This window comes from Pyxidicoccus xibeiensis (genome assembly GCF_024198175.1).
Lineage (GTDB): Bacteria > Myxococcota > Myxococcia > Myxococcales > Myxococcaceae > Myxococcus > Myxococcus xibeiensis.
In genome coordinates, this window is record NZ_JAJVKV010000026.1 from 21,217 (window position 1) to 37,061 (window position 15,845).

The 15,845-nt window shown below is 70.8% G+C and carries 13 protein-coding genes and 2 pseudogenes; 2 read left to right on the top strand and 13 right to left on the bottom strand.

The window, feature by feature from the left end:
* Positions 1-283: 283 nt before the first annotated feature.
* Together LXT23_RS47605 and LXT23_RS47610 are read right to left on the bottom strand one after the other, a co-directional pair.
* Positions 284-553, bottom strand: coding sequence for a hypothetical protein (locus LXT23_RS47605; RefSeq protein ID WP_253987200.1), 270 nt, complete (start codon positions 551-553; stop codon positions 284-286).
* A gap of 38 nt (positions 554-591) precedes the next feature.
* Positions 592-849, bottom strand: a complete 258-nt coding sequence (locus tag LXT23_RS47610; RefSeq protein ID WP_323379171.1) for a hypothetical protein — start codon at positions 847-849, stop codon at positions 592-594.
* 281 nt (positions 850-1,130) lie between these two features.
* On the opposite strand from LXT23_RS47610, the gene LXT23_RS49980 reads away from it, so the two are divergent.
* A complete protein-coding gene (locus tag LXT23_RS49980) occupies positions 1,131-1,619 on the top strand; it encodes a DUF2306 domain-containing protein (RefSeq protein WP_323379172.1) in 489 nt (162 codons plus the stop codon).
* Positions 1,620-1,790: 171 nt separating this feature from the next.
* Here LXT23_RS49980 and LXT23_RS47620 read toward each other — a convergent pair whose 3' ends face one another.
* The 11 genes and pseudogenes from LXT23_RS47620 to LXT23_RS47670 form a co-directional block, all read right to left on the bottom strand.
* Positions 1,791-2,603, bottom strand: coding sequence for a hypothetical protein (locus LXT23_RS47620; protein ID WP_253987202.1), 813 nt, complete (start codon positions 2,601-2,603; stop codon positions 1,791-1,793).
* 168 nt (positions 2,604-2,771) lie between these two features.
* Positions 2,772-3,698 carry an FG-GAP repeat domain-containing protein gene (locus LXT23_RS47625; RefSeq protein ID WP_253987203.1) on the bottom strand — a complete coding sequence of 309 codons (927 nt, stop codon included), beginning with the start codon at positions 3,696-3,698 and terminating at the stop codon, positions 2,772-2,774.
* 86 nt (positions 3,699-3,784) lie between these two features.
* Positions 3,785-5,476 carry an assimilatory sulfite reductase (NADPH) hemoprotein subunit gene (gene cysI / locus LXT23_RS47630; RefSeq protein ID WP_253987204.1) on the bottom strand — a complete coding sequence of 564 codons (1,692 nt, stop codon included), beginning with the start codon at positions 5,474-5,476 and terminating at the stop codon, positions 3,785-3,787.
* A 24-nt stretch (positions 5,477-5,500) separates the two neighbouring features.
* Positions 5,501-7,363 (bottom strand): assimilatory sulfite reductase (NADPH) flavoprotein subunit, encoded by a 1,863-nt coding sequence (locus LXT23_RS47635; RefSeq protein ID WP_253987205.1) that lies wholly within the window; start codon positions 7,361-7,363, stop codon positions 5,501-5,503.
* Positions 7,360-9,111 (bottom strand): GTP-binding protein, encoded by a 1,752-nt coding sequence (locus tag LXT23_RS47640; RefSeq protein WP_253987206.1) that lies wholly within the window; start codon positions 9,109-9,111, stop codon positions 7,360-7,362. Before LXT23_RS47640 ends, LXT23_RS47635 begins: the two co-directional genes overlap by 4 nt.
* Complete coding sequence (gene cysD / locus LXT23_RS47645; RefSeq protein WP_253987207.1) at positions 9,111-10,028, bottom strand: sulfate adenylyltransferase subunit CysD; 918 nt, start codon at positions 10,026-10,028, stop codon at positions 9,111-9,113. The genes LXT23_RS47640 and cysD overlap by 1 nt, the downstream gene beginning before the upstream one ends.
* A complete protein-coding gene (gene cobA / locus LXT23_RS47650) occupies positions 10,021-10,821 on the bottom strand; it encodes a uroporphyrinogen-III C-methyltransferase (RefSeq protein ID WP_253987208.1) in 801 nt (266 codons plus the stop codon). The genes cysD and cobA overlap by 8 nt, the downstream gene beginning before the upstream one ends.
* On the bottom strand, positions 10,818-11,474 hold the full coding sequence (locus LXT23_RS47655; RefSeq protein ID WP_253987209.1) for a precorrin-2 dehydrogenase/sirohydrochlorin ferrochelatase family protein: 657 nt from the start codon (positions 11,472-11,474) through the stop codon (positions 10,818-10,820). Before LXT23_RS47655 ends, cobA begins: the two co-directional genes overlap by 4 nt.
* 13 nt (positions 11,475-11,487) lie before the next feature.
* A complete protein-coding gene (locus LXT23_RS47660; RefSeq protein ID WP_253987210.1) occupies positions 11,488-12,237 on the bottom strand; it encodes a phosphoadenylyl-sulfate reductase in 750 nt (249 codons plus the stop codon).
* A 528-nt stretch (positions 12,238-12,765) separates the two neighbouring features.
* Positions 12,766-13,320: pseudogene (locus LXT23_RS47665) on the bottom strand (Uma2 family endonuclease).
* A 139-nt stretch (positions 13,321-13,459) separates the two neighbouring features.
* Complete coding sequence (locus LXT23_RS47670) at positions 13,460-14,683, bottom strand: alpha-hydroxy acid oxidase (RefSeq protein WP_253987211.1); 1,224 nt, start codon at positions 14,681-14,683, stop codon at positions 13,460-13,462.
* 313 nt (positions 14,684-14,996) lie between these two features.
* Between LXT23_RS47670 and LXT23_RS50850 the strand changes: the two are divergent.
* Positions 14,997-15,122: pseudogene (locus tag LXT23_RS50850) on the top strand (helix-turn-helix domain-containing protein); the annotation flags it as partial.
* Positions 15,123-15,845 lie beyond the last annotated feature (723 nt).

Consider the following 15,845-nt stretch of genomic DNA (forward strand, 5'->3'; position numbering starts at 1 on the left):
GGCGAGAGCGGGAAAGGAGGCAGCGGCCAGAACGGAGCGGATGAAGCAGAGAACGCCGCGAGTGGACTTACGCCGAGTTGCTGAGGAGGACGTTCGACTTCGACGTGTTCGCCTGCGTGAGGCGTGGAGGCCGCAGGAGGGTGCTGGCATGGCCCTCGCGGCCTGCGAAGCTGGCCCCGGCACAGGGTCCACCCCAGAGCGCGGGGTGTTGAGCCCAAGCCCCCACCGTGACCTGGAATCCCACGCCCCTGCGGCCTGCCGCCTGGCTGGACCGCTTGGGCCGTCAGCGCGGTGTCTCCGGCTCCTTCGCGGGCCGCTTCGACCTGAACGATGCAACGAGGTCTTCATAGGGCGGCAGGTTGGAGACCTTCTCGAGGGCCTCGCGATAGGCGTCCTCGAGCTCCCAGGCCGCCTTCCAGTAGCTCAGGTTGAGCAACTGGAGGTCCGGGTCCGCATCGTCACCCGCCTCCGTGATTTCGGCCTCCAGCCGCTCGATTTGAGCTTCCACCGCCTGGATGGCCATCATCAGCGCGCGTCCACTCACCTCAGGCATCTCTGACCTCGCTCGTGTAGCGGGCCCATCATCGCGGCTCAGTGCGTCCCCGTCACCCCGGCGTCATGCCCGCGCTCGGCGGCCAGCGTGGCCTCGGGGGCCGGCCGCTTGTCGCGCATGGTGACGAACTCCTCGGCCGCGGTGGGGTGGATGCCCACGGTGGCGTCGAACTGCGCCTTGGTGGCGCCGCACTTCACCGCCACCGCCAGCCCCTGGATGATTTCCGGCGCGTCCGCCCCCACCATGTGGCAGCCCGGCACCTTGTTGGAGGCGCGCTCCACCACCAGCTTCATCATCGTTCGCTCCCCCAAGAGAAGGCGGAGCCAGAGGAGAAGAGCCCGTCGTTTGCCGCGACGGTGGAGGAGCCGAAGAAGGAGTGCACGCCACGATTGGACTGAGGGCTGCTACGCAGGACGTTCGCGCTGGACGTGTGGGCCTGCGTGAGGTGTGGGGGCAGGCGTCGGGTGCTGGCGTACCTGACAGCTCCCTGTGGGGTGAGCGCCATTCTGGAGCACCTGGGACTGCCCTCTGGGCCTGCGAAGCGGGCCCCAGCACAGGGCCCACCGCAGTGGGCGGGGTGTTGAGGCTCAAGCAGTCGCGCTGCTCCAGAAGCTCACGCCCCTGCTGCCCCCTTGCTGGAGGGGCGTCTGGGTTGGCGTGTGCCCAAAGGAGGCTGCTCCGCCTCTTCCTCAGCCTGGCGCACAGCTCGGCGGCACCCGTCAGCGGCCCTCCTCGACCCCTCTGCATCAGCCCTCACCCTCAACACCCCTCCCATTCGTCCTATGCGTGGCGGGACGTTGCTGGCCACCGGGCCTGGATGATTCGAGGTTACGCTGTCGGTCTGGGCGCGGGCACGCAGGTGCTGGTCTCCGTGCCCTGGTTCCTCATCGTCGGAATGCCGGGCGAGCTCGCCAGAGCGCTGCTGTTGAGCGCCGGCTGGGTCATCAACCTCGCCGTGGCCGAGCGGGTCATTCGTCGCCGACCCGCCTCTCCCGTCCGCGCTGCCGAGCTGCTCACGGTACGAGCCAACGTCGGGAACGCCTCACACTCGCCGCGGGCCCCCTGATACGACCCGGTCAGCGGTGTCCAGGACACGGGCGTGACCTTAGGCGTGCCGCGCTCCCAGGCTCGTCGTTCGTGACGAAGTGCAGACGCTGCACGCCCATCACGGTCTGTGACGCGCCACCGCGCCCCTGCGCTTCAGTTTCTGCTGAAGCGCAGGGGCGAAGCGGACGTCCTACTCACGGAGCAGCGCCAGAGGGCTGCATTGGGGCACGGCCATGAAGAGGGGATCGGGGCTGGATGGACAGGTGCCCAGTGTCACCCAGCGGTTCTCGACGCGGCTCCATTGCTGGAGCTCCCCACCCCTATCAAAAAAGCGCAGCATGACGCGCGTCCGGTCCTCACGCTCGACCACCATGCCCGAGGCCAGGTGGACTTCGGCGTGCGGGTCGGGGAGCGTGGCCCTGACCAGCGTGACTTCCGCCATGCCCCTCTTGAAGGGCGCGGCGGCACCCAGGAGCCACAGGGTGTTGGGAGCCCAGCGAGGGCCCAGGCCACAGGGATGAGTGTGGACGTGCGCCGCCACCCAGACTTGCGAGGACCCCGGGTAATCAGCGTCCTGCACCTGGTAGCTGGGCGTGCACATCGCGTGGTCCCCCCTCACCGGCCTGGACACGCGCCAGGACAGGTCATCCCCCTCTCCGGCCAGGTACACCGTCGCGTAGTACCGTTTGGCGACGCCGGGAATGGGCGCTTTCGTCTCCGGGTGGCACGCCCGGGCGCCCGGGAGCTCAAGGAGCGCCTTCGCGACATCGAGGATCAGGTCGGCGGGAATGGACATGTCTCCGGTGGGCGCCTCCACGGCGGACACCTTCGGCCATGGCCCCCGGATCAGGAGCGCAGACGACCCGTGGATGACGTACTTGTTCTGCTCGGGGGCACGGGCCGCCGGCGCGCTCGCGCACCCGACTGCGAGCGCCAGCACCAGCGGCACCGCCTTCGCTCCATGCCTCCAGCCCCTGCTCGTCAGGTTCACTCCCATTCTCATCGGTGCACTCAATCGGTCAACGCAACACCTGCTCCAACCTGGCTGCTGGAGTAGGGTGTATTCGCCCAGTTGGCAGCTTGCCGCGTCTGCCTACTCTCCCGAGGGGAACCACACGAAGTGCGGGAGAGCCGGGGGACTCTCACCCTGGCGCTGCGTACGAGCGGCGGGCTACCGGGGGCCCACCAGGTACCTGCAGCCGAACACCGAGGGCGGAGGGCTGGACTGCGAGAACCACCGCGGACAGTTGGAGCCCATGGTGCCGAGGGTATGGGCGCTGCCCACCGTCGTGGCGCCCATCCACCAGAGCACCACCTGGCCCGTGACGGGGTTGTGCCAGACGAGGTCCATGTGGGCGTCCGACGAGTATTCCGCGGTGGCGCCCAGGTAGAAGTCCAAGGGCAGGGTGGGCAGGGGGACGGTGCGGAGCACGGACAGGTTGTCCATCACGGCGACTTCGTTCTGGCCCGTGGACTTGTTCCTCCAGATGAGGTCCGTCCGGTTGTCCCGGCTCAGGTCCACCGCGCCCACGATGAACCAGGGCAGCGGCCGGTAGGCGATGGCCGAGTTCCCCAGGGACGTTGCGCCGTCCATGTACCGGTAGAAGTACTGGCCCGTGTCGCGGTTGTGCAGCACGAGGTCCGTCCGGTTGTCGTTGTTGAAGTCTCCGGAGGCGGCGATGTACCAGCTCGGCGTGGGCCGCAGGTTTTCGATGGCGGCCTGGCCGAGCACGGTGGCGGTGCTGCTGAGGTAGCGGATGGCCTCGTTGCCGGGGGTCACTGCCTGGTAGGCGAGGTCCGGAGCCGTCGAAGGGCCGCCGAAGTCGGTGGCGGCCTGGACGGTGAACGAGGGCGACAGGGCGGGCAGCGTCATCGTGCCCGCCAGCGAGGGCCCTTGCATGACCCAGATGAACATGTTGCCCGTGGACTGCTCCCGCCACAGCAGGTCCGAGGCGATGTCGCCGTTGAAGCTCACCCGGCTCCCCCGGATGGCTTGTGAGGCCTCACCCGGAGGAGTCGCTACCTCCGTCGTATCGTCCTCGGAACCGCCGCAGCCCAGCAGCCCGGTGAGACACAGCGTCAGCACTCGTGTCCTCATGCTCCAGTCCCCCACGTGACACCTCGTTGTCGAGTTTCACTGGGAGTGTATGTTTTGCTGGAGTTGCAGGACAAGGTGGAAACGGCTCAGGCCGCGGGCGCCGCCTTCGCGGGTGCCGCCGGGACATGGCCCGCGCGCACCACGAAGTCGCCGAAGCCCTCGCCCTGCTTCCGCTCGCGGGCGTACTGGGCGAAGAGGGGCTCCAGTGCGGCGAGGATGCCGGCCTCGTCGATGTTCTCCCGGTACAGGTGATTGAGGCGCTGGCCGCGCGCGTCTCCGCCCAGGTGGAGGTTGTAGCGGCCGGGCGCCTTGCCCACGAGCGCCACCTCCGCCAGGTACGGCCGCGCGCACCCGTTGGGGCAGCCGGTGATGCGCAGGAGGAGATTGGCATCCAGCAGCCCGTGCGCCACCAGCCGCGCCTCCACCCGCTGCACGAAGTCCGGCAGGTAGCGCTCGGCCTCGGCCATGGCCAGCCCGCACGTGGGCAGCGCCACGCAGGCCAGCGCATTGCGCCGCAGGGGGCTGGCGGTCCGGAACCCGTCCAGCCCGTGCTTCGCCACCAGCGCGTCAATCCTCGCGCGCTCCGCCGCCGGCACGCCCGCGATGATGAGGTTCTGGTTCCCCGTGAGGCGGAAGTCGCCCTGGTGCACGTGCGCAATCTCCCGCAGGCCCGTCAGGTGCGTGGCCCCGGGCCGGTCCGCCACGCGGCCGCTGTCCAGGTGCAGCGTCAGGTGCCACTTCCCGTCATGCCCCTCCGTCCACCCGAAGCGGTCCCCGTTGTGCTCGAAGGCGAAGGGCCGCGCGGGCCCCAGCGTGAAGCCGAGCCGCTTCTCCAGCTCGGCCGTGAACCAGGGCACGCCGCGCTCCTCCAGCACGTACTTCAGCCGCGCATGCTTGCGGCTGGTCCTGTCCCCGAAGTCGCGGTGCATCTTCACGACCTCCTCCGCCACCTGGAGCGTCTTCTCGGGCGGAATGAAGCCCAGCACGTCCGCCAGCCGCGGGTACGTTGCCGCGTCCCCGTGCGTGGCCCCCATGCCGCCGCCCACCGAGACGTTGAAGCCCACCAGCTCGCCGCCCTCGAGGATGGCGATGAAGCCCAAATCTTGAGCGAAGACGTCCACGTCGTTGAGCGGCGGCACGGCCACCGCCGCCTTGAACTTCCGGGGCAGGTACGTGGGCCCGTAGATGGGCTCCTCCTCGACGCCGCCCACCTTCTCGTCGCCCATCCACACCTCGTAGTAGGCGCGAGTGCGGGGCAGCAGGTGCTCGGAGATGCGCACCGCCCAGCGGTACACCGTCTCGTGGACGCGCGAGTCCACGGGGTTGGGGTTGCACATCACGTTGCGGTTGACGTCACCGCACGCGGCGAGCGTGTCCATCAGTGCCTGGTTGATGCGCGCAATCGTGGGCTTGAGGTTGTCCTTGATGACGCCGTGGAGCTGGAACGCCTGCCGCGTGGTGATGCGCAGCGTGTGGTTGGCGAACTCCCGCGCCAGCGCATCCAGGGCCAGCCACTGCGCCGGCGTGGCCACTCCGCCCGGCAGCCGGGTGCGGAGCATGAAGCTGTAGTCCGGCTCCAGCTTCTGCTGCCGGCGCTCCTCGCGCACGTCCCGGTCGTCCTGCTGGTAGCTGCCGTGGAACTTGATGAGGGCGGTGTCCTGCGGGGCGATGGCCCCCGTCACCGGGTCCACCAGGCTCTCCGCCAGCGTCCCGCGCAGCAGGCGACTCTGCGTCTTGATGTGCTCGACTTCGGTGAGGGGCTTGGGCGTGGTGCTCATATCGGTGCTCGCAATCGAAGAGGGTCAGTAGACGTCGCGCAGGTAGCGCCGCTGCTCGCGCAGGCCCTGGAGCCAGGCGTCCGCGTCCTCGCGGCTCCTGCCGCCGTGCTCGGAGACGATGTCCACCAGCGCCGCGTGGACGTCCGGCGCCATGCGCTGCGCGTCGCCGCAGACGTAGAGGGCCGCGCCGCCCTCCAGCCACGCGTACACGTCCTTGCCCGCCTCGCGCAGGCGGTGCTGCACGTAGACCTTCTGCGCACTGTCCCGGGAGAAGGCGGGCGACAGCCGGTGCAGCGTCTTCTTCTTCAGCGCCTCCTGCCACTCCACCTGGTAGAGGAACTGCGACTTGAAGTGCTGCTCTCCGAAGAAGAGCCAGTTGCGGCCCTTCGCTCCCACCTCCGCGCGCTCCTGCACGAAGGCGCGGAAGGGCGCCACGCCCGTGCCGGGGCCAATCATCAGCACGTCGCGGTCCCCGTCCTCGGGCAGCCGGAAGCGCTCGTTGGGCTCGATGAAGACGCGGACCTTGTCCGTCCCCGCCGCGCGCGTGGCCAGGTGGTACGACGCGCTGCCGAAGTGGCGCGTGCCGAAGGCCGTATAGTCCACCACCGACACCGTCAGGTGCGCCTCGTTGCCCACCCGCTTCTGGCTGGAGGCAATCGAGTACAGCCGGGGCGCCAGCTTGCGCAGGGCTTGCACCAGCTCGCCGGCCCCCCACGGGGCCTTGTGCGCGCGCAGCAGGTCGATGACCTGGTGGCTCGCCAGCAGCGCGCGGAAGCCCTCGGCGCCGCCGGGCTCCAGCAGCCGCTGCAGCTCCGTGCTGCCCGCCAGCTTCGCGTGGCGCTCCAGGAAGGGACGGTTGAGCTTCGTCAGCTCCAACTCCTCGGACAGCCACCGCGCCAGCGGCAGCGTGCGCCCGTCCCGCGCCACCTCGGTGCCGCCGTCGAGCTTCAGCTCGGACAGGAACGCGTCCACCAGCTCCGGCGGGTTGTGCGGCCACACCCCGAGCGCGTCGCCCGGCGCGTACTCCAGGCCCGAGCCCTCCAGCGACACCTCCACGTGGCGCACGTCCTTCAGCGCGCCGCGCCCGGTGATGCGCTGGTTGACCATCAACTCGGCGGGGAAGGGCGCCTCCTTGCTGAAGCCCGCCGGCACCGCCGTGCCGCGCAGGGGAACGACGGCGGCGATGGGCGCCGCCTGGGGCTCCAATGCCTCGCGAGCCCGGGCGAAGGCCTGGTCCAGCCAGCCCGCCGCCACCGGCTCGAAGTCCACGTCGCACTCGGCGCGCTCCAGCAGCCGCGTGCCTCCCAGCTCCGCGAGGCGCGTGTCGAGCTGGCGCCCCACCTCGCAGAACTTCGGGTAGCTCGAGTCGCCCAGCCCCAGCACCGCGAAGCGCAGCCCCTCCAGCCGGGGCGCGCGCTTGCCCAGCACGTGCTCGCAGAAGCCGCGCGAGTCGTCCGGTGGGTCTCCATCCCCCTGCGTGCTGATGACGACGCAGAGCAGGCGCTCCTTGCCCAGCTCCCGCACGGGGTAGTCGCTGGCGCGGAACAGGCGCGTGGTCATCCCCGCGGACTCCACGTGCCGCTTGAGCCGCTCGGCCAGCAGCTTGCTGTTCCCCGTCTGCGTTCCGTAGACGATGGTGAACGGCACCGCCGGCGCGGCCCCGGGCACGGCGGACACCGCCGCCGTCACGGCCGCGGGCGGAGCCACCGCCGCGGAAGCAGGCCGGCCGGCGGCGAGCCCCGCCGCGTAGCCGCTCAGCCAGTGCAGCGACGGCGCATCCAGGCCCTCCACCAGCTTCAGCAGCTGCGAGCCCTTCTCCTCACCCAGCAGCGCGGTGACGAAGGAAGGTGCGGGGCGCGAGGCCCCACCCGACGACGACGCGCTCACGGCGAGGACTCCCGGGCGTTGACGATGCGGTCCACCTGGCGCTCCAGGTCCTCGGTGGCCTCCAGCTCCAGCCACGTCAGCCCGGCGTCACGTGCCTCGGCGCGCAGCGCCCGGCGTGTCTGGGGCGCTTCGGCGTGCACCAGCGCCACCAGCCCCGCGCCCGCCAGCGCCAGGGCCACCTCCACGTCGCCCTGGACGGCGGCCACGTGCCGTCCCAGATCGAAGAGGCGGCGCTCCAGCTCGAACGCGCGAGACGCGGCGTCCGGCGTCGCGGGGAGGAGGACGAGGGTGCCCACCTGCCCCAGCCGGGCCCGGCGCTCTTCCGCCGATACGAGCGATGCCTCCACGGCGCCACGCGCGCCCGTCTCCGCCGGCCCCAGCACCATGCCCGCGCCCACCGTGTCGTGGGTGAGCGCGTCGATGACGATGAAGGCCCCGGTGCGCCGGTTCTCGCGGTAGGCGTCCACCAGCAGCGGCCTGCGGCACACCAGCCGGACGCGGCCGATGTCGTTGAGCGCCAGCGACTCCGCGGGCTGCTCGGACAAGTCTTCCAGCTCCTTGCGCCACAGCACGCGCTCCACCTGCGCGGGCGCGGTGCGGGTGGCCTGCTTCACCAGGTAGCGCCGTGAGACGTCCAGCGGCTGCTCTCCGAACCACACCAGCATCGCCTCCAGCTGGTGGAGGGCCTGCGGCGGCGAGTCCACGTGGGCCAGCATGTCGCCCCGGCTCGCATCCACCTCGTCCGCCAGTCGCAGCGTGACGGACGCCGTCGCCGAGGCCTCCTCCAGCGGCCCGTCGAAGGTGTCGATGCCCGCCACGCGGGTGCGGCGTCCGGACGGAAGCACCTGCACTTCGTCCCCCACGCGCACGGTGCCAGAGGCCACCTGCCCGGCGAGCCCGCGGTAGTCCTGGTGCGGCCGCAGCACGTACTGCACGGGGAAGCGGAAGGGCGCGCCATCCAGCCGGCGCTGGTGGGGCAGGGACTCCAGCCACCCGAGCAGCGTGCCGCCCTCGTGCCACGGCGTGCGGGCGCTGGGGCGGGTGATGTTGTCGCCCCGGCTGGCGCTGACGGGGAACAGGCGCACGCCCTCGAAGCCCAGCGTGTGCGCGAAGTCCACCAGCTCCGAGCCGATGCGCTCGAAGGTGGCCCGGTCGAAGTCCACCAGGTCCATCTTGTTCACCGCGACGGCCAGGTACGGAATGCCCAGCAGCGAGGCGATGTACGCGTGGCGGCGCGTCTGCGGCAGCACGCCCAGGCGCGCGTCCACCAGGATGACCCCCGCGTCCGCCGTGGAGGCGCCGGTGGCCATGTTGCGCGTGTACTGCAGGTGCCCCGGCGTGTCGGCGATGATGATTTTACGGCGCGGCGTGGACAGGTAGCGGTACGCCACGTCGATGGTGATGCCCTGCTCGCGCTCGGCGCGCAGGCCGTCGGTGAAGAGGGAGAAGTCCAGCTCCTCCTCCTCGGCGCCGGCCGCGGCCTTCAGGCCCTGGGCGAGCAGCTCCGGGGGCACCGTGGGAGGGGTGGCCTCCGTGCGCGCGGCGGCCCGCTTCGCGCTGGCGCGGCGGACGGCGGAGATCTGGTCCTCGAAGAGGCCGTCGCACTCGTAGAGCATCCGGCCGATGAGCGTGGACTTGCCGTCGTCCACCGAGCCCACCACGGCCAGGCGCAGCAGCTCCTTGCTGGAATGCTCCTCGAGGAGGCGCTGCACGTCGGGCGCGAGCGGGGGCTGCAGTGCGGTGTCCATTAGAAGTACCCCTCGCGCTTCTTGAGCTCCATGGAGCCCTCTTCGTCGTGGTCGATGAGGCGGCCCTGCCGCTCGGACTGGCGGGCGTGAATCATCTCGTGGATGACGGCCTCCACCGTGGTGGCGGAGGAGTCGATGGCGCCGCTCAGCGGGTAGCAGCCGAGCGTCCGGAAGCGCACCCGGCGCAGGGTGGGTTTCTCCCCCGGCTTGAGGCGCATGCGCTCGTCGTCCACCATCAGCAGTGTGCCGCCGCGGTCGATGACGGGCCGCTCGGCGGCGAAGTACAGCGGCACCACGGGGATGCGCTCGCGCAGCACGTAGTGCCACACGTCCAGCTCGGTCCAGTTGGACAGGGGGAAGACGCGCATGCTCTCGCCGGCGTCCACGCGGCCATTGTAGAGGTTCCACAGCTCCGGCCGCTGCCGGCGCGGGTCCCACTGGCCGTGCCTGTCGCGGAAGGAGAACACGCGCTCCTTGGCGCGGGACTTCTCCTCGTCGCGGCGCGCGCCACCGAAGGCGGCGTCGAAGCCATGCGCCGCCAGGGCCTCCAGCAGCGCCTGCGTCTTCATGGCGTGGGTGTACTTCTGGCTGCCGTGGTCGAAGGGGTTGATGCCCTCGGCGAGCGCGCGGCGGTTCTGGTGGACCAGGAGCCGCAGCCCGTGCTTCGCCACGAAGGCGTCGCGGAAGGTGTACATGTCCCGGAACTTCCAGGTGGTGTCCACGTGGAGCAGCGGGAAGGGCAGGGGCGCGGGGTGGAAGGCCTTGCGCGCCAGGTGCAGCAGCACCTGCGAGTCCTTGCCGATGCTGTAGAGCATCACCGGGTTGGCGAACTCGGCCACCGTCTCGCGGAGGATGTGGATGCTCTCCGCCTCCAGCTCCGTCAGGTGCGATGTCTTCGCGAGCGCGTCGTTACTCATTGCCACCCTCCGCCATGCGCGCCAGGCCGTGCCCGGCCATGGACGAGCCCCGGGCCACCAGCGTGGGCAACTTCGAGCGCATCGATACCACCTCACCCACGATGAGCAGCGACGGGGAGCCGATGGCAGCCCGCCGAGCCTTCAGGGGAATGTCTCCCAGCGTGGCCTCCACCACCCGCTGCTCCTCCCACGTGCCCGCCTCCACGATGGCGGCGGGAGTGGAGCGGGCGCGGCCGGCCGACACGAGGGCGCGCACCGTCTCGTCCAGCCGGTCTCCCGCCATGAAGAGCACCAGCGTCTGCGCCTTCGCCAGGAAGTCCCAGTCCGGCGTGCCGCCGGAGCGGTGCGCCGTGGCGAAGGTCACCGCGCCGGACACGTCCCGGTGGGTGACGGGGATGGCGGCCGAGGCCGGCACCGCGAAGCCGGCGGAGAGCCCCGGCACCACCTCGTAGGGGATGCCCGCGGCCTCCAGCGCGAGCGCCTCCTCGCCGCCGCGGCCGAAGACGAACGGGTCTCCGCCCTTGAGGCGCACCACCTTGCGGCCCAGCCGGGCCTGGGTGATGAGGACCTTGTGGATTTCCGCCTGCTGCACGGACTCGCCGCGGCCGGCCTTGCCCACGTAGATGAGCCGGGCACGGGGACGCGCGTGCTCCAGCACGGCGGGGTGGATGAGCCTGTCATGCACCACGGTGTCGGCCTCTCGCAGCAGCCGGGCCGCGCGCAGGGTGAGCAGCTCCGGGTCTCCCGGGCCGGCCCCCACCAGGTACACACGTCCCTCTTCGTACTCACTCATGTTGCGTCTCCAGGGGACTTCAAGGTCTTCAATTCCATTCGGAGCCGGGCCCACGCGGCCCTGCGCTCGCCGCGCGCGAGCAGCGCGCCGATGTCTCCCTCCACCACGCCCTTCAGCAGCCGCTGCCGCTGGGGGCCCGCGGGCAGGTGGCGGCGCAGCCAGCCGCTCAGCCGCGCGAGCCACACGTGGTGCGTGGCCACCCTCGCCGTCAGCTCCCGCCGCAGGCGGCGCGCGAGGGCCGGAGCCTGACCGGCGGTGGAGATGGCGACGGTGATGGGGCCGCGCCGTCCCACCGACGGCAGCGTGAAGTCGCACAGCTCGGGCACATCCGCCGTGTTCACCCAGATGCCCAGCGCGCGGGCCTCCTGTGCGACTTGGGGACCCACGCTCGCGTCATCCGCGGCGGCGAGGACGAGGTGGAAGCCGCGCACGTCGCAGGGCGCGTACGGGCGGGGCAGCCACTCCAGGCGGCCCTCCGTGGCCAGCTGCCGCAGCGTGGCGGTGGCCTCGGGGGAGACGACGCGCAGCTGCGCGCCGGCCTCCAGCACCGCGAGGGCGCGGCCCTCGGCGATGGTGCCGCCTCCGACGAGGAGGACGCGGCGGCCCTCCAGGCGCAGGCAGATGGGGTAGTCGATGGGGTGGGAAGGAGGCATGGGCGCTCGCGCTTCAGCGGACCGGGTGCAGGCCGCACTCGCTGTGCTCGCGGGACTCCCACCACCAGCGGCCGGCGCGCTCGTCCTCGTAGGGCTTCACCGCGCGGGTGCAGGGGGCGCAGCCGATGGACGGGTAGCCGCGGTCATGGAGCGAGTTGTAGGGGACGGCGTTCTCCTTGATGTACGCCCACACCTCGCGCTGGCTCCATGCGGCCAGCGGGTTGAGCTTGAGGAGGCCGCCGTGGTCTCGGTCCAGCTCCACGACTTCCACCGCGGTGCGGGTGACGGACTGCTCGCGGCGCAGGCCGGTGAGCCAGGCGCCGCGGCCGGCGAGCGCGCGGTTGAGCGGCTCCACCTTGCGGATGGCGCAGCACTCCTTGCGGGCCTCCAGGCTGCGGCGGAAGGAGAAGTACCCCTGGGTGGACTCGAGCGCCTCGACGCGCGCGCGCTCGGGGAAGAAGGTCTCCACCGTGACGCCGTAGCGGTTGCGGACCACGTCCATGAGCTCGTACGTCTCCGGGGGCAGGCGCCCGGTGTCGAGCGTGAAGACGCGGAGGCTGGGGGCGTGCTTCTTCGCCAGGTCGATGAGGACCATGTCCTCCACGCCGAAGCTGGACGCGAGGGCCGCGCGCGCGCCGAACCGCGCCTCCACCCAGGCGAGCACCTCTTCCGCGCGTGCATCCTTCAGCCCACCGGCCTCGGCGAGCAGCGCCTCCGGGGCGGCGGGGACTTCCAGGATGGGGGACGGCAGGGCGGACGACATGGGGAGCTCCGAAGGTGAAAACGAAAAGGCCCGCGCCTCTTCCGAGGGCGGGCCGCGAGCAGGAGAGGAGAGAGGGGTTTGCTACCCACTCCTCGGAGCTCGGCACCCGCCTGGAGGCGGACACACGGGACACGCACAGCACAGACAGCACGCGCAGCCCACGCCCTGCACGGAGTCCCACGATGCGCCGCGCCCGGCGGTCAGCGCCAGGGAGTGCGGAGCGGAGTGGGAGGACACAGAGGGCATGGGAGGCGGGAGCAGCGGTGCGAGTGCGGAAGGTGGAAAGCGAACGGCCCGGCTCCTTCGAGAGGAGGCCGGGCCGGGCGGACTGCGCGGGACTCAGGAAGCGTCCGGTGCGCGCGTCAACAGCCCAGGCCCGACAGGGCACAACAGGCACACGACCGACAGCAGCGGCTCAGGGACAGCGCGGCGGTCGGGGTGGAGTGCGTCATCGGGAGCCCTGAAGGTAACGGGGACCGGGGGGCGGCGTCAACCTGCCCTCGGGTAACGGGTTTTTACCCTCGGGGCCTACGTCTCGCCCCAGAGGTAGGCGAGCTCCAACTCGGCGGCTTCGAATGGCTCGATGCGAACGAGTGACGGGCCCGCATGTGTGGCGAGCGGCGAATAGGCCGCGCCTTCCAGCCTGAATGCCTCCACGGTGCATGCCTCCGGGTCCACGAACCAGACGTGACGCACGCCCTCACGCGCGTACACGGGCAGCTTCTCCTGGCGGTCGCGCACCTGGGTGGAGGGAGAGAGCACCTCGCAGACCCAGTCAGGAGCGAGGGTGTAGGCCGCGGTCCTCGGAGGCCTGGGCATCCGCTCGCGACGCCAGCCGGCCAGGTCCGGGACGAGCACGTCCTCTCCGAGGTGGAGCTCCGGCTCCACGAGCAGAATCCACCCGCCGGGCCCGTTTCTTCCTCAATCGAACGGGCCGCCCAGCTCGATTTCCAGTCGGGACGCCGCGACCGTGTGCCGCCCCGCCGGCCGGGGGCTGGCGTGAAGCACTCCACCGATCAGCTCCCCGACCACGTTGTCGGGAAGCGCCTCCAGGTCCGCGTAGGTGGCCGGCTTGTGTTCCATCACTGCCCATGCTCCCCAACGCCCGTCTCCATGTGCATGGAGCGGGAGTATCAAGAGGGTCTGACGTGCCAGGGTGGCAAGCCAGTGCCCACCCTGAAAGGTTGGACCCGAATGTGGCGTGATGCAAGTCCCGGCGGGCTTATCCCCCGTGGGTTCCGTCCGCGGGCAGCTTGCGAGCCCCTTCTACCAGGCGCAGCGAAGAACCCGGCGCATCCAGCGTCGCGGGCATGTCCACCCGGAGCGCCGAGCGGTCCAGCTCCGACAGCTTGGGCCGGCCGAGCAGCGCCAGCGTCCGGTCGATCTCCTTCGAGAGGATGTCCAGCACCAGCTCCACCCCGGCCTGTCCGTAAGACGCCAAGCCATACAGGAAGGGCCGGCCAATCATGCAGGCCCGTGCGCCCATGGCGATGGCCTTCACCACGTCCGAGCCCCGGCGGATGCCTCCATCGAGGATGATCTCGGACCTGCCCTCCACTGCGTCCACCACCTCCGGCAGCACGTCCACCGCGCCGGGCAGGAAGTCGAGCTGCCGGCCTCCATGGTTGGAGACGATGAGCGCCTCCACGCCCAGCTCCGCCGCGCGTCGCGCGTCCTCGGCGCACGAGATGCCCTTGAGCACCAGTGGCCCCGACCACACCGTGCGCAGCCACTCCACGTCCTTCCACGTCACCGACGGGTCGAACTGGTTGTTGGTGAACTGCGCCACGGCGACAGCGTCCGTGCGCTTCAGCGCCGGCTGGTCCACGAAGTTGCCGAAGGTCGCGCGAGGACTCGAGGACATCCGCAGCACCCAGCCCAGGTGCCGCACCACGTCCAGCAGGTTGGTGAAGGTGACTCGCGGCGGAATGGTGAAGCCGTTGCGCCGGTCGTTCTCCCGGTTGCCCATGGCAGGCACATCCACGGTGAGGCACAGCGCGCGGTAGCCCGCCGCCTTCGCCCGCTCCACCAGCGAGCGCGTGACGCCCCGGTCTCTCCAGACATAGAGCTGGAACCAGAGCGGCGATGGCGACGCCGCGGCCACCTCTTCGATGGTGCCGATGGACATGGTGCTCAGCGTGAAGAGGGCACCCCGGCTCGCGGCGGCCTTCGCGGCCAGCTCCTCACCCCGAGGCGCCACCAGACCCGCCAGCCCCGTCGGGCCGAGAATGAGCGGCGTCGCCAGCTTCTGACCCAGCACCGTGGTCGTGCGGTCCACCACGCTCACGTCCACCAGCGCCCGCGCCCGAAACAGGTACCTGTCGAAGCTGCGCCGGTTGGCGCCCGCCGTGAAGCCGTCCTCGGCGGCACCCTCCACATAGTCGAAGACGGCCTTGGGGAGCCGTCGGCGGGCGCGCTGGCGAAGGTCCTCGATGTTGACGATCACGATGCGTGCTCCAGCGGGGTGAAAGGTCCCGGAGTCCGTCCGCACGGCTCCGTTGGCCGGTCAGCCTAGCAGTCCCGCCGGGAACTTCGCCGGTCCACTCCCGGTGCGAGGGTGCAGGTACCCGGCGGAAGGACCCGACGTGGGCCAGTCACATGCGCTGGAGCCCGGTGACCTGGCTGGTCGTCCTCCGGCGGCATGTCAGCCCCACCCGGTAGGAAGGTGCTGGCGGAAGGAACGTTCCTTCCACGGGCGGGTCGGTCCGGCAGGGGGTGGGCAGATGATGGAGCTGTACCAGCAGTTCATGGCCACGCGGATGGAGGAGGCGGCGGCGGTGATGGCGCAGCGGGGCTACGACAAGACTCCGGCCGCGGAGCTGGCGCGGGTGATGCGCATGTCGGTGGGCTCGCTGTACCGGCGCTATGGCAGCAAGCGCGGCTGTGCGCTGGCCATTCGGGACTTCTCCGATGACGAGCTGTTCCGGTATGCGCGCTACGAGTTCCAGATGGCCAGCACGGACGAGGGTGCGGGCTTTCGCGAAGGCTTCTTCGCCCTCTGGAGGCTGCTGGCCACCTACGTGTTGCGGATGCCCGGCGTCTTCAGCTTCGTCTTCCTGCACGCCCGTCCGGAGCAGGGGCCGGACGACGAGCGAGGCTGGCGGGTGCGAGACCTGGTCCGGGAGGTCGTCAGCCAGGGCGAGCGTGAAGGAGTGCTGGAGCCAGGTTCGGCGATGGCGAGGACGTGCCTGGTGTGGGGCGCGCTGGCGGAGCTGGGGCGGGTAGTGGCGAGGGGGGAAGGCTCAGTCACGGAGGAGGAAGTGCACGCGTCAGCCGAGGCGCTCTGGCGGGCGCTGGGGCCCAGGGAGAAGTCGGCGCCCCGGGGGCCTGGCGGCACGCCGCATCCAGACGGAGGAGTGGCCTCGGAGGAGGAATCCGATAGTGGCTCGGCGGTTGCCACGATGCCTTCGCCTCCAGACGGAGGAGTGGCCTCGGAGGAGGAATCCGATAGTGGCTCGGCGGTTGCCACGATGCCTTCGCCTCCAGACGGCGGAGAGTCCTCGGAGGAGGCATCCACTAGCAGCTCCGGGGTTGTCACGGTGCCTTCGCTTCCAGACGGCGGCAGCCGCCAGCGGCTCGGCGGCGGCTACGACGCCTCCATGGACTGC